Genomic DNA, 13049 nt, shown 5'->3' with positions numbered 1-13049 from the left:
AATGAGTCGAGTGGCGGTGATTGGCGGAGGACTGACAGGTCTTTCTACTGCCTATTATCTGGCAAAGGAAAAGCCGAACTGGCAAATAGATGTATATGAAAAGGAAGCGCGTTTTGGCGGTAAAATAAAAACAAAGCGAGTAGACGGCTATGTGGTGGAAATCGGACCGGATTCGTATTTGGCCCGAAAGACAGCGATGACGGAACTCATCAACGATGTCGGTCTCGGTGATACGATTGTAGCGAATGCCACTGGACAAGCGTATATTTACGATCGAACAAAAATGTATCCTATCCCTGGCGGATCCATTGTAGGGATACCGACGGAATTTATTCCTTTTGCCATGTCGACTCTCATATCCTGGAGCGGAAAAGTACGCGCCATGCGGGATTACTTCACATCTCCGTATCCAACGGATGGCGATGTATCTATCGGTGACTTTTTTCGCTATCATTTAGGGCAGGAAATGATGGATAAGCTTATCGAGCCGCTGCTGTCCGGTATTTACGGCGGTGATATTTATGAACTTAGTCTTGATGCAACCTTCCCGGAATTTCATGCGCTGGAACGCAAAGCCGGCAATATGGTAAAAGGCATGCTGGCAGCGCGTAAGCAACGGGCGGCGATGCGTCCTAAAGGAGCAGTACCGCAAGGACAGTTCCGTCAAGTGACGGGCGGTTTGGAATCGATTATTGATGCCTTGGTAGAGTCTATGCCGGAGAATGTAACCCTTTACGGGAATGCGGCAGTGACGGCGATAAAAAAAGAAGACGGTTTTGTAGTCACAGCAAAAGACAGGACTACTCGTTATGATCGCGTGATTATTACGACGCCGCCACAGGCATATCGGGCTTGGTTCGGCGATGATGCCGCTATGGCGGAGCTGATGAACATGGATTTATCGTCATGTGCGATTGCGGTCATGGCATTTGAACGAAGCGCCTTCGATGCGCCGCTGAACGGTACGGGCTTTGTAATTACTCGTAAGACCGATACACCGTTGACGGCTTGCACGTATATCAGTTCAAAATGGCCACAGACGACACCGGCCGATAAAATCGTGCTTCGAGTTTTCCTCGGTAAAGCCGGTGATGATACAGTACAGCGCCTGGACGAGGAAGAATTAAAAAAAGTGGCATTGTATGAAATTCAACGCATAATGGGATTTACGGCTATGCCACTGTGGATTGAAATTACGCGCCTTAACAAGAGCATGCCACAGTATAAAGTAGGGCATCGCGAATTGGTAGGGCGCATTAAGGAACATGTAGCCCGGACGTATCCGGGACTTGACGTTATCGGCACCCCCTTTGATGGTGTAGGCATGCCGGACGGTGTGCGACAGGCAAAGGAATTGGTAGACCGATTGAAAAAGGAGGTATAACCAATGAGCGAAGATAGAAATAATGTGCAAGAAAAAGGTCATGGTGGTCGTCCGCTTATGCACGGTGGGCACAGCGCCGTGCATGGTCATGGTGGCCATCCCGGTCATCCGGGAATGCCCGGAGCAGCCAACGAGGAACAGCCCAAGGCCGTATTGACCTATGAAGGTTGGTTTAGTTTGCATGCGACCTATCGTATTAATTTCCAAATGTGGCAGTCTTGGACAGCAACGGAACGCAAGGCGGCATTGTTGGAGTTTAAACGATTCATTGCGGATCTTGAGAAAGAACACGAAGCTCATAAATCCAGTTACGCGTTATATAATGCCAGTGGAGAAAAGGGGGATTTGCTCCTTTGGATCTTACAGCCTACCTTGGAAGAGGTTAACGCTGTGAAGACACGTCTTCATAAACTGAAGATAGCCGCTGTACTGGAAGCAACGTCTTCGTTTGTGTCGGTTATTGAAGTAAGCAATTATATGCAGTTCGATATCAATCATCCGCGCGTGCAGGAACGACTGTATCCGAAAATTCCGCGCCTTCGTTACATGTGCTTTTATCCTATGAGTAAAAAACGTGAACAAGGTGATAACTGGTTCATGACTGATCGCGCCGAACGAGGTCGTATGATGCGGTCCCATGGACAAATCGGACGAAAATATGAAGACGTAATCAAGGAATTTACGACCGGCGCATGCGGTTTAGATGATTGGGAATGGGGCATTACCCTCATGTCCGATGATGTGGTGCAGTTCAAGAAGATTGTGTATGAAATGCGCTTTGACGAAGTAAGTGCCCGCTTTGGTCTCTTCGGCTCCTTCACGGTAGGTACGTTATTGGATGATCAGTCCTTGACGGTGCTCTTTGCGTAGTCCTGCCGGAGGTGGGTATGGGATTTTGGAGGCAGTATAAACATATAGTCTATTTGATGTTGATTGCAGGGGCCGTATTTTTAGCGGCCCTGCGTTTTTCAACGGTTATTACCTTTGGCAGTGCGGTGTTTGATGCGCTGATTCCTTTGGTGTGGGGCGTATTGATGGCATTTATTTTGCAGATTATCGTCAAGCGCTTTGAACGGATTTATTTTCCCACCGCAGTAGATGGTTGGAAAGCGGCATCGCGGCGACCGGTATGTATTGTGCTTGCCATAGTTGCTATTTTATTAGCCATTTTCTTTGTGGCACGAATGGCGGTACCACAGCTCATCACTTCGCTGGGCATTGTAGTGAAAGCGACACCGCAGATCTATCATGCTATGGAACAGTGGATTAATACGATTATCGCAGAGAATCCCGATGTATTGCGACCGGATATTATTCATTCCATTTCGCCGAACAGTGTGGTTACCTACATCAGCGATTTGGGAGCGGAAGGCGGTAAGTATGTCATGCATACGATGAGCTCTGCCGTAGAAATGGTATTTAATTTTGTGGTGGGGTTAATCTTCGCCATTTATATTTTGCTTGATCAAGAACGATTGCGCTCACAGGCTAAGCGTATCGGTAAAGCCTATTGCAGCGAAAAAACGACGGATCGCATCGGCTATGTGTGGCAGGTGACGAGTCAAACCTTCAGCAGCTTTTTTATCGGACAGTTTTTAGATGCTTTGATTTTAGGAATTATGGTAGGCATCGGTTTATGGCTGTTCGGTCTGTCCTATGCGTTGACCATTGGCTGCGTGGTGGGGCTGACGGCACTCATTCCATTACTGGGTGCATATCTGGGGGGAGCGATCGGCATTATTATGCTGTTGGCGGTGAGCCCTATGCAGGCAGCGCTATTCGTGGTAATCCTCGTGGTTATGCAGCAAATCGAAGGCAATGTTATCTATCCGCGCATTGTAGGCGGATCGGTAGGACTGCCGGGTATTTGGGTATTTGCAGCCATTACTATCGGCGGCACCTTGTACGGTGTACCGGGGATTTTATTTAGTGTACCGCTGGCGGGTACCTTGTATAAACTGTTTATGGAAGATGTTGGCCGCCGTTTGGAACGAAAGCTTTAATGGGGACAGATTAAAGCTTGCGGTTTTCCTATATGTTGTCACGCATAGTGACAGCGTAGGAAACGCAGGATAGAGCGGTAAAAGGAGAGATGTTTAGCGTATTGTCCGTAATTGATAAATCATGATATACTATAGGCAATAACTGTGAAAGATGACAACAGGAAATCAGGAGGTACGCTCTATGAATAAAAAGATGCTATCTATGGTGATGGCCGGTATGTTCGCCGTAGGTTTTGGGGCAACCGGTGTGCAGGCCGCCGATCCGACGGCAACAGCTCCTACGACTCCGGCGGCAACGACATCCGCACCGGCAGGAGATACAACCGCGGCAACAGTAGAAGCGCCGCGCAAGTCCATGGTACTTACAATGAATGAAGTAGCAGCGATTTTCCTTGGGAAATACGCGAACTCTGCGATTCACTCCATCGAACTTGATACGGACTACGGTCGCTTTGCCTATGAAGTAGAAGGCTATACGACAAAGCACACCTATACGATTAAGGTAGATGTAATCACCGGCAAAATTCTTAAGGAAGAAGAGGACGGTCGTGAAAAAAATATTCCGTCTAAAATTTTTAACCCTCTCGATGTAATTGATCCGCATAAGGCGGAAGCGATTGCCAGAGCAGCTGTCGGCGACAGCGCTATTTCCAAAAGCTGGGAACTTAAAGCAGAAGACGGTAAGGTTACTTACGAAGTGAAGGTTATCAATAACGATGAAAAAGTGGACGTAATCCTTAACGCATTGGATGGTACGGTAATCACTAAGTCGGTACCGGAAAAAATCGTTCAAGAAGAAGAGGATGACGATACGGGTTGGACCTTCCACTTATAATGTAGTGGCAGCGCATGATTTCGTAATGATGCGCGCGTAATAGCATAGGAGGATGCACGTTTCCCGACGACAGTGGGGAGATGTGCATTTTTGCTATTACTTACAAGAACATATGAAGACGACGGGAAGGAATGATTATGTATCAACCGAGTATACATACGAAATGGCATCAAGATCGGATGCGGAGTATCAACCCGTATCGCATGTTGGCAGCCAGCTTTTTAATTACTATGTTAGTAGGTACCTTGCTGTTACTGTTGCCTGTGTCGGCTCGTCCCGGTGAAACGACGCGCTTTGTCGATGCAGCCTTCACGGCGGTGTCCTGTGTATCCGTAACGGGATTGGCCAGTGTAGATACGTATACCCATTGGTCGTTGACGGGACGTGTTATCATGACCATCCTCATTCAACTGGGTGGCTTGGGGATTATGACATTTACGACGCTGGTGGCATTCCTCTTTGGACAGCGCATTGGATTGCAAAGTCGATTACTACTGCAAGAGGATTTAGGACAAGACGGACTGCGTGGGATTTTGCGCATTGCTAAGCGCGTAGCCTATTTGACATTTGGCGTCGAAGCACTGGGAGGCGTCGTGTATGTGTGGCAACTTTATCCGTATATCGGCAGCGAGGCGTATTATGTAGGCTTTATGCAAGCCGTTTCGTCATTTTGTAATGCCGGCTTTGTCTTTTTTGATAATGCCTTGCCCTATGCCATGGTGACGGACTGGGTGTTTACAATAAATACCTGTATCCTTATTATTGTAGGCGGCTTTGGCTATATGGCGATTTTTGATATGTGGGCCAATCGCAAGCGAGGTTTTGTCTTCTTTGCGCTTCACACCAAGGTGATGTTGGTAGGTACCTTGGCACTATTGGTGTTGGGAACCGTCGGCGTGTTGGGAATGGAATGGAACAACCCGCTTACCTTGGGACCGCTGAGCATAACCGATAAACTGCAGGCAGCTTTCTTTCAGGCAGTTACGCCGCGTACGGCCGGCCTGGCTACGATTGATTATGGCGCGGTGCATGCAAACACGGCCTTTTTAACAATGCTTTTAATGTTTATCGGCGCCGGACCTAACTCGACCGGTGGCGGTGTAAAAATAACAACCATGGTTGTAGTTTGGGTAGCAGCCATGTCGATTTTTTCACCGCGTCACGATGTGGAATTGTTTAAACGGCGTTTATCACAGCAGCATATTGTGAAAGCTTTTGGCATTATGTTTTTCTCGACGCTGCTTATTATTGTGGCAACCGGTATATTGGCATGGGTTGAAAGCTATCGTTTTTTAGACATTACCTTTGAAGTGACATCGGCCTTTGCCACAGTAGGTCTTTCGCGAGGGATTACCATGGAGCTTTCCGATATTAGCAAATGGACCTTGATTGTTGTTATGTTCAGCGGGCGTATCGGTGTGTTGGCGCTCATCGGTTCGGTGGCCTTGCGTCATCAGCCGCCACGCCCCATTTCGTATCCGGAAGGCAATGTGCTGTTGTAAAAGAAGAGAAAAATACAAACGGAAATAAAAAGACGAATGAAATAAAATAAAAAATGAAATAGAAGGACGAAATAGAAGAAGGTGAGGCTATGAATAAACAAGCGGTGGCCGTCATCGGTTTGGGACGATTCGGAGCAACCGTAGCCAAGACATTATCCGCGCAAGGTCATGAAGTATTAGGCGTAGATATTAATGAAGAAACCGTACAGCGTATCAGCCCGTATGTGACGCATGCTGTTGTGGCCGATACCAGTGACGAAGATGCACTGCGCGCATTAAGTCTCAACCAGTTTGATGATGTGGTCATTGGTATTGGTGACAATGTGCAGGGCAACTTGATGACTGCCATGCTGGTAAAGGAAATCGGAGCCAAGTATATTGTGGCAAAGGCACAGAGCACGTTACAGGGACGATTGTTAGAAAAAATCGGCGTTGATTTGGTAATCTATCCGGAATCGGATATGGCATTGCGCGTGGCACAGATGTTGGTGCGCGAACATGTCATCGACTATTTGCAGCTTTCCAAGGATATCGGGTTGGTAGAAATGGAAACACCGGCGTTCTTGCAGGGCAAGACATTGATTGAAGCCAATATTCGTGCTAAATATAATGTCAATGTAGTGGCCATCAAACGGGATAATGATGTATTGGCGCCGCCGGATCCGAATGACCCGCTGCGAGGAACGGATACGCTGATGATTATAGGACGTGATCCGGATATTACTCGTTTGGAGGAAGGCAAGTAATTAAGGGATACAATTTAGGATTAGGATATGGGCAAAGGGGGCCATCGTATGAAATGTGCACAGTGTATGACAAAAAATTGTGCAAAGCTGGGACAAAATTGTACGGACAAAGAATTTACGACTATTGCATCAGCCTATGAGGGTGAGACGCAGCAGATTATGGAATGTGCCGCGTGTACGGAAGGAAACTTTTACAACGAGCTGACGCGCATTGAAGAAACAAGACAGTTCTGCCAGTACATGGGCTATAAGAAAATCGGGTTAGCCTTTTGTGTCGGTGTTCATCGGGAAGCACGTTTGGTTGAAGCCTATTTTCGTAAATTTTTTGAAGTAGAATCCGTTATCTGTAAAGTGTGCGGAGTAGATAAGGCAAAGCTGGGACTGCAACAGATTAAGGAAGGCGCACGGGAGTCCATGTGTAACCCGGCGATGCAGGCCAAGCTTTTGGAAGAAGCCGGCGTTGAATTTAATGTATCCATGGGACTTTGCGTAGGACATGATGCAATATTCAACCATGCCAGCTCCGTACCGGTGACTGTTTTGGTTGCTAAGGATCGCGTGTTGGCACATAATCCCTTGGGAGCAATCTACTCGCGGTATTGGTTGAAAAAATTGGGGATATACGAAGAGGAAGTGTAACAATAGAAAAGCGGTATAGTAGCTACTAGAAGCCAGGTCTGCCGAATGGCATTCTTTGTAGCTACTATACCGCTTTTTCTTGCGATGAGTGAGGAATGACATTCTACGCAGAATAGATAGCCTTTTATTATTCTCTATACTGAATGTATTCGAGGGACAATTATTACGGGATGGAGAAAGGAAAATTCTTCGTAGCTACTATACCGTTTTTTTAGAGTAGGGAGGAATGACTATATATTGTGAGGAGGCGTATAAGAATGGTATATTGATAACAGGAGGTGATTGCATATGAAAACAATAGGCTTGATTGGTGGAATGAGTTGGGAAGCCTTAACCATTAACGTGTATAGTAATAAGAAAAAGAGGATACTCTCCGTAGAATGCCATTCGCAAGACCTGGCTTCCTAGGAGAGTATCCTCTTTTCTTTATAGTTAAACACCTGTGGCTGAAGGATCCCAAATAAATTTGTGAATTTGCAACTGTACCCTCACGTCATCCAGCTTGTGTTCCAGTAAAAATTCAACGATTGTTTTAGGTTCGATGGCGCCGAACACCGGCGACACAAATACCGATGCTATCGGGTGATAGGTGGCAATGATGTCTTTCATCGTATATAAGTCATCAATGGAACCGACTACAAATTTCAACACATCGCGAGAGGTCATATGCTGAAACACGTCTAGGTTCATCATGTCTTCCACGAGAGAGGACGGGCACTTGTAGTCGTAGGTATAAAATACATTGTCCGTAATCAGCGGCGGTAATAATGTGCCGTTGGTTTCAATATTAAACTCGTAAGAACCTTCGGCGGAAAGCATTTTAATCAAAGCGACTACCGCCGGTGCTTGCAGTAGAGGCTCGCCACCGGTGATAGTAATATAGCGATGCCCCATTTGGCGAAGTGCATGAGCGACTTCTTCCAAGGTCATACTTTCATAAGGCGCACCATCATAGCTGTAGGTGGTATCACAGTAGGAGCAACGAATGTTACAATCGTACAATCGCAGAAAGGAACAAGGAAAGCCTTGCCGCGATCCTTCGCCTTCGATAGAGGAGAATAGCTCGACGACGTTTAGCGTCATCGCCGATGGTGTAGGCACTGCAGTTTGAGAAAAAACAGAGTGAGTATTAGCGCTCATAAATAGCTACATTCCCTTCCGACTCCTGAACGACTACCTTTACACATTTTTCACCAAGCTCATCGGCAATCCACTTGGCCATGTTCTCGGCGGTAGGATTAATATCGCCTAGAATGTTGTTGATGTGTTTGTGATCAAGACGGCCGTGAATAGCTTCCTTGATATGACCGAAGTCGATGACCATTCCGTTCTCATCCAGCTCTTCCGCTTGCGCATAGACATGGATAATCCAATTATGACCGTGAAGATTTTCGCACTTGCTACGATAGCTTAAGGAAAGCTGATGAGAAGCGCTGATTTCTAATTTCTTTATTACTGTAAACATAATCTCTCCTTTATACATTTACATATTAGTTAGTATGTCGTCATATATCGGAGTTCAGTGTACCACGGCGCACAGAGCAGGACAAGATATGATAAATTTTTATAGTAAATATGAAGGACAGTGTATTCAAAGCAACAGGTTTAGAGGAAGAAGATATGGTACAATACCTTTACGATTTTTGTTTTATGGTTTTCAGTGAAGGTGATATACATGAAAAAAGTAGCTATTCTGGTGAATGAAGATACAATGCAGCGTTGCTCTTGCGGCGGTTGCTTGCGGGCGCTATTTGAAAAGAAGGACTCCTTTGCCCGTTACGGCGATGAAGAATTGGAGTTGGTAGGAATGACGCATTCCGGTGGCGATTTGGCTAAAAAAATTGAAACCCTTCGTAAGAAAGGCGTAGATGTAGTGCACCTGTCGACATGCACGAAAAGTAAAAACGAAAACTACGAAGCTATTGCCGACGCTTGTGCCGAATATTTCGATGTCGTCGGCTATACGCATGGCAGTCCCGACGGTAAGGGAAAAGGCAAAATGGCAGTAGAGCTTTCGGCGCGTCATCCGAAAACGACAGAAGAGTAATAGATGATTTTGATTTCTCCACATTCCTTATGGTAGGGCACATTCACTATGTCTGTTAGCTTTTTAATTGTATAGGATGGTCTTTACTTGTAATGGGTTTTTATTTTACAAGATAAGGATTGAAAAAAATAAGCTCCTGCGATATACTATCTTTTGTTAAGTATAGTTTATAAGTAAGGAGTATTCAACAATGGAAAATTATAAAAAGGGGCAAACCTTTTTTCTCGGTTTACAACATGTGTTAGCCATGTATGCAGGGGCGGTTATCGTACCGTTAATCGTAGGCAGTAGTCTGAACCTGACGGTGAGTCAAATTTCCTTCCTCATCGGGGCGGATTTGTTGACATCGGGGATTGCCACGCTGTTACAGGTATGGCGCAATCGGTTCTTCGGCATTGGATTGCCGGTGGTTTTGGGTTGTACATTTACGGCGGTATTCCCTATGATCTCCATCGGTAAAGAGTTTGGCATGGGTGCCATTTACGGAGCCATCATTACTTCCGGTTTAATCGTCTTCATCATTTCTCATTGGTTTGGTAAATTAGTTAAGCTGTTTCCGCCGGTGGTAACGGGATCAATTGTCAGCATTATCGGTGTTACCTTGGTGCCGGTGGCGATGAATAATTTAGCCGGTGGCGTAGGCAGTCCGGACTTTGGCAGCACCACGAATTTGCTGTTAGGCTTTGGCGTATTACTTTTTATTTTGCTTTTAAATCGTATCTTCAAAGGATATATTCAAGCTATCTCGGTACTCTTAGGCTTAGCCGCCGGGACGGTAGCCGGAATTTTGCTGGGCATCGTGGATTTTACGCCGGTGCGGGACGCATCGTGGGTACATATCGTTATGCCTTTCCAATTTGGTATGCCCGTATTTAATGTAAGCGCTATTTTGACGATGACTATCGTAGCCTTGGTGAGCATGGTGGAATCTACCGGCGTGTTCTTGGCATTGGGCGAAATTTGCGGGCGCAAGCTGACGGAAAAGGATTTGGCACATGGCTATCGTGCGGAAGGGTTGGCTTCTATTATCGGCGGTATCTTTAACTCCTTCCCGTATACCACTTTCTCGCAGAATGTAGGCTTGGTACAATTATCCAAGGTGCGTGGCACCAATGTAGTTACCATTTGCGGTTGCATGTTGGTAGTCCTTGGCTTGTTGCCTAAATTTGCTGCGTTGGCGACGATCATCCCGACAGCTGTGTTAGGCGGTGCTATGGTAGCCATGTTTGGTATGGTATGTGCAGCCGGGATTCGCATGTTGGGCAAGGCAGATTTCTCCGACTCCAACAACATGCTTATCGTGGCTTGCTCCATTACTTTGGGACTTGGCGTTACCATTACGCCGAACTTTTTCGGACAATTCCCTCAGTCCGTGCGCATCCTCTTTGAAAGCGGTATTGTTACCGGTGCGTTAACGGCAGTCGTTCTAAATCTGCTCTTCAATTGGAAGGACATTAGAAAATAAAGTAAGTCATAGTTTAAGAATAAAGTAAGCTGTCGCTGAAATAAAGTAAGCCGTAACCAAAATAAAGTAAGCGATAGATAAAAAATATATGTAGCAGTCTGCATATTACTTTACATTGGATATATTATTTATAGTTTGACGATTCAATGACGCTTTACGGACGCTTTCATTTTATACTTTAACCATAGAATCTTAGTCAATTAGGCCGGACGGCCGCTATACGACAACTGTACTGCAGTTTGCCTATAACGGCGTCGGCACGCGAAGACATGTACAGGCTAAGATAGCGGAGATAGGAACCCCGCCTATAGGCAGTGCAAGTTATATCCTCGGAATGACATTGCAAATCCTAAGGCGGGGTCCTTTTTTATACCTACATACCTATATAGAAGTTATGTTGCAAAAAGGGGGGATTATGTATGACCTTTGGCATTGAAAAAGGCGTGTATACGCTGTCGCTTGGCATGGAGGCTACCTTGGCGTGGGTCATTATTTTACTACTCATCGGTCGATGGTTGGTGCAGCGTGTATACATACTGCAGCGATTCTGTATTCCTGCACCGGTTGTGGGTGGGTTGTTATTTTCCTTGCTCACCTTGTTTCTTCATCAAACGGGACTTATGGCCGTAAAGATGACCACAACCTTTCAAACTCCGTTGATGCTAGGATTCTTTGCTACCATTGGTTTGATTGCCAGTTTGAAATTAGTGAAAAAGGGCGGTAAGATACTGTTCTTCTATTGGCTGCTGTGTTCCATTCTGGCATTAATGCAAAATATTATTGGCGTGTCCTTAGCAGAGGTCTTGGATATTCATCCGCTTCTCGGTGTATTGATGGGAGCGGTATCTATGGAAGGTGGTCATGGTGCAGCCGGTGCCTTTGGTCCGGAAGTAGAAGCCATGGGCATTTACGGTGCTACGGCAGTAGCTATGGCGGCAGCTACCTTCGGTCTTGTGTCGGGCGGTCTTATCGGGGGACCGATTGCCAACTACTTAATCAAAAAAGGCAATCTTACCTCTACGGAACTGGATGAAAATCCTGATGCGGTAACGGAAGAAGCCGTGGAAGGTACGCATATGACAGCGTCTTTGTTCATGCAACATGCAGCGGTCATCACCGTATGTATGACAGTGGGCCTGTGGGTGGCAACAACCTTAAAGGCAAGTTTGGCGATTGCCCTTCCCAGCTATGTGGGAGCTATGTTCTTTGCCGTGGTCGTACGCAATTTGAACGATCATTTTCATTGGATGAATTTAGATAACGGCATCATTAATTTTATTGGTGAAATTTGCTTGGGCATCTTCCTTTCTATGGCACTCATGACATTGCGTCTGTGGGAATTGGCAGACCTAGCGCTGCCTATGATTATCGTGTTGGCTGCGCAAGTTCTCTTCATGGTGTTCTATACGGTAGTGATTGCCTTCCGTGTATTGGGGAAAACCTACGATGCAGCTATCATCTGTGCCGGTATGGCCGGTCATGGACTGGGTGCTACGCCGAATGCCATTGCCAATATGACGGCCGTAACCGAACGGTTCGGTCCTTCCACAAAAGCATTCCTGGTGGTTCCGTTGTGCGGTGCGTTTCTTATCGATCTGTTTGGTATACCGTGCATTACATGGTTTATTAATTATTTCGCGCCATAAAAAGGTTTTCTACAATGCGTGACATGAAGGAATTGTTGGCTAAACAGTCTGCTGAAATCGCACGATTGAAACAGATGCATAACATGAACTTTGACGATCAGCTCAGCGAATTGTTCCCGGACGTAGCTGAAAACCATTGGGCTTACGAATACGTAACCAAGATTGCCGGCAACGGTATTGTGGAAGGCTATCCGGATGGTCTCTTCAAAGGCGATCGCATGATGACCCGTTATGAATTTGCCGCTATCGTATATCGTATGATGCAGCTTGTTAAGGGTGCTAACGATTAGGAAATGAGCAAGCTTGTTAAAGAGTTTGGTCCTGAATTGAGATACATCCGTATTGATGCTGTTCATAAAGACAAGGACGGTAACCCAACAGTTCAGCGTGTACGCGTAACTGAATATGGTAAAACACATGCGTAAGATTACTCCTCGCTACTACTACATATCCTGAGTAATTTTAACGAGATGAAACTCTCGGCGCATGAAGGAACGGCTCTCTCGAGTAATCGAGGGAGCTGTTTTTTATTTGCTTTTGCTGCGATACCTTTCTTTAACTATTTCTTTAGAGATAGTCTTGTATTGTATTGTTTTGTTTAGGAATGCGCTCGGTGTGTGGCTCGGTGTGTGGTTCGGTTGAACGGTAAATTCTTGCGCTACTTTTTACCATCTATCCGAACTGCAGCTGACGTATACGATCAATTTTCCTTGATGGTTACCATGGTACTTACCATAGTACTTACCGTGGTACTTACTATAGTGCTTACCGTAGTACTTACC

The 13049-nt window shown here is 45.9% G+C and carries 14 protein-coding genes; 12 read left to right on the top strand and 2 right to left on the bottom strand.

Annotation, left to right across the window (positions count from 1 at the left end):
• The first annotated feature begins 1 nt into the window (after window position 1).
• The 7 genes from hemG to G344_RS0104600 all read left to right on the top strand — a co-directional run bounded on the left by hemG (window position 2) and on the right by G344_RS0104600 (window position 7109).
• A complete protein-coding gene (gene hemG, locus G344_RS0104630; protein ID WP_028255188.1) occupies window positions 2-1384 on the top strand; it encodes a protoporphyrinogen oxidase in 1383 nt (460 codons plus the stop codon).
• Window positions 1385-1387: 3 nt separating this feature from the next.
• A complete protein-coding gene (gene hemQ / locus G344_RS0104625; protein ID WP_244869492.1) occupies window positions 1388-2254 on the top strand; it encodes a hydrogen peroxide-dependent heme synthase in 867 nt (288 codons plus the stop codon).
• Between the two features lie 17 nt (window positions 2255-2271).
• Window positions 2272-3387, top strand: a complete 1116-nt coding sequence (locus G344_RS0104620; protein WP_028255186.1) for an AI-2E family transporter — start codon at window positions 2272-2274, stop codon at window positions 3385-3387.
• A gap of 181 nt (window positions 3388-3568) precedes the next feature.
• Window positions 3569-4222 (top strand): PepSY domain-containing protein, encoded by a 654-nt coding sequence (locus G344_RS0104615; RefSeq protein WP_028255185.1) that lies wholly within the window; start codon window positions 3569-3571, stop codon window positions 4220-4222.
• Window positions 4223-4359: 137 nt separating this feature from the next.
• On the top strand, window positions 4360-5724 hold the full coding sequence (locus G344_RS0104610) for a TrkH family potassium uptake protein (protein WP_028255184.1): 1365 nt from the start codon (window positions 4360-4362) through the stop codon (window positions 5722-5724).
• 89 nt (window positions 5725-5813) lie between these two features.
• Window positions 5814-6470, top strand: coding sequence for a potassium channel family protein (locus G344_RS0104605; protein ID WP_028255183.1), 657 nt, complete (start codon window positions 5814-5816; stop codon window positions 6468-6470).
• 48 nt (window positions 6471-6518) lie between these two features.
• Complete coding sequence (locus G344_RS0104600) at window positions 6519-7109, top strand: DUF1847 domain-containing protein (protein ID WP_028255182.1); 591 nt, start codon at window positions 6519-6521, stop codon at window positions 7107-7109.
• Window positions 7110-7541: 432 nt separating this feature from the next.
• Here G344_RS0104600 and G344_RS0104590 read toward each other — a convergent pair whose 3' ends face one another.
• Both G344_RS0104590 and queD read right to left on the bottom strand, forming a co-directional pair.
• Window positions 7542-8249 (bottom strand): radical SAM protein, encoded by a 708-nt coding sequence (locus tag G344_RS0104590; protein WP_244869491.1) that lies wholly within the window; start codon window positions 8247-8249, stop codon window positions 7542-7544.
• A complete protein-coding gene (gene queD / locus G344_RS0104585) occupies window positions 8239-8574 on the bottom strand; it encodes a 6-carboxytetrahydropterin synthase QueD (RefSeq protein ID WP_028255180.1) in 336 nt (111 codons plus the stop codon). The genes G344_RS0104590 and queD overlap by 11 nt, the downstream gene beginning before the upstream one ends.
• Window positions 8575-8784: 210 nt before the next feature.
• Here queD and G344_RS0104580 point away from each other — a divergent pair, with 210 nt between their 5' ends.
• The 5 genes from G344_RS0104580 to G344_RS12215 all read left to right on the top strand — a co-directional run bounded on the left by G344_RS0104580 (window position 8785) and on the right by G344_RS12215 (window position 12692).
• Entirely contained in the window at window positions 8785-9156 is a 372-nt protein-coding gene (locus tag G344_RS0104580) for a CGGC domain-containing protein (RefSeq protein WP_028255179.1), read from the top strand.
• Between the two features lie 190 nt (window positions 9157-9346).
• Window positions 9347-10621: a nucleobase:cation symporter-2 family protein gene (locus G344_RS0104575; protein WP_028255178.1), complete on the top strand. Its 1275-nt coding sequence runs from the start codon at window positions 9347-9349 to the stop codon at window positions 10619-10621.
• Window positions 10622-11040: 419 nt separating this feature from the next.
• Entirely contained in the window at window positions 11041-12267 is a 1227-nt protein-coding gene (gltS, locus tag G344_RS0104570; RefSeq protein ID WP_051245752.1) for a sodium/glutamate symporter, read from the top strand.
• Window positions 12268-12281: 14 nt separating this feature from the next.
• The gene (locus G344_RS11690) at window positions 12282-12557 is read left to right on the top strand and encodes an S-layer homology domain-containing protein (protein ID WP_028255176.1); all 276 of its coding nucleotides are present in this window, start codon (window positions 12282-12284) and stop codon (window positions 12555-12557) included.
• Between the two features lie 3 nt (window positions 12558-12560).
• Complete coding sequence (locus G344_RS12215; protein ID WP_277352585.1) at window positions 12561-12692, top strand: hypothetical protein; 132 nt, start codon at window positions 12561-12563, stop codon at window positions 12690-12692.
• Window positions 12693-13049 lie beyond the last annotated feature (357 nt).

It is taken from the genome of Veillonella magna DSM 19857, assembly GCF_000428745.1.
Classification (GTDB): domain Bacteria; phylum Bacillota; class Negativicutes; order Veillonellales; family Veillonellaceae; genus Veillonella_A; species Veillonella_A magna.
Note: the sequence above shows the minus strand (reverse complement) of the source record. Positions and strands in the feature narration are given on the sequence as shown.

Coding starts and splice junctions, on each gene's coding strand:
- hemG (WP_028255188.1), top strand. CDS start 2: ATGAGTCGAGTGGCGGTGATTGGCGGAGGACTGACAGGTCTTTCTACT.
- hemQ (WP_244869492.1), top strand. CDS start 1,388: ATGAGCGAAGATAGAAATAATGTGCAAGAAAAAGGTCATGGTGGTCGT.
- G344_RS0104620 (WP_028255186.1), top strand. CDS start 2,272: ATGGGATTTTGGAGGCAGTATAAACATATAGTCTATTTGATGTTGATT.
- G344_RS0104615 (WP_028255185.1), top strand. CDS start 3,569: ATGAATAAAAAGATGCTATCTATGGTGATGGCCGGTATGTTCGCCGTA.
- G344_RS0104610 (WP_028255184.1), top strand. CDS start 4,360: ATGTATCAACCGAGTATACATACGAAATGGCATCAAGATCGGATGCGG.
- G344_RS0104605 (WP_028255183.1), top strand. CDS start 5,814: ATGAATAAACAAGCGGTGGCCGTCATCGGTTTGGGACGATTCGGAGCA.
- G344_RS0104600 (WP_028255182.1), top strand. CDS start 6,519: ATGAAATGTGCACAGTGTATGACAAAAAATTGTGCAAAGCTGGGACAA.
- G344_RS0104590 (WP_244869491.1), bottom strand. CDS start 8,249: ATGAGCGCTAATACTCACTCTGTTTTTTCTCAAACTGCAGTGCCTACA.
- queD (WP_028255180.1), bottom strand. CDS start 8,574: ATGTTTACAGTAATAAAGAAATTAGAAATCAGCGCTTCTCATCAGCTT.
- G344_RS0104580 (WP_028255179.1), top strand. CDS start 8,785: ATGAAAAAAGTAGCTATTCTGGTGAATGAAGATACAATGCAGCGTTGC.
- G344_RS0104575 (WP_028255178.1), top strand. CDS start 9,347: ATGGAAAATTATAAAAAGGGGCAAACCTTTTTTCTCGGTTTACAACAT.
- gltS (WP_051245752.1), top strand. CDS start 11,041: ATGACCTTTGGCATTGAAAAAGGCGTGTATACGCTGTCGCTTGGCATG.
- G344_RS11690 (WP_028255176.1), top strand. CDS start 12,282: ATGCGTGACATGAAGGAATTGTTGGCTAAACAGTCTGCTGAAATCGCA.
- G344_RS12215 (WP_277352585.1), top strand. CDS start 12,561: ATGAGCAAGCTTGTTAAAGAGTTTGGTCCTGAATTGAGATACATCCGT.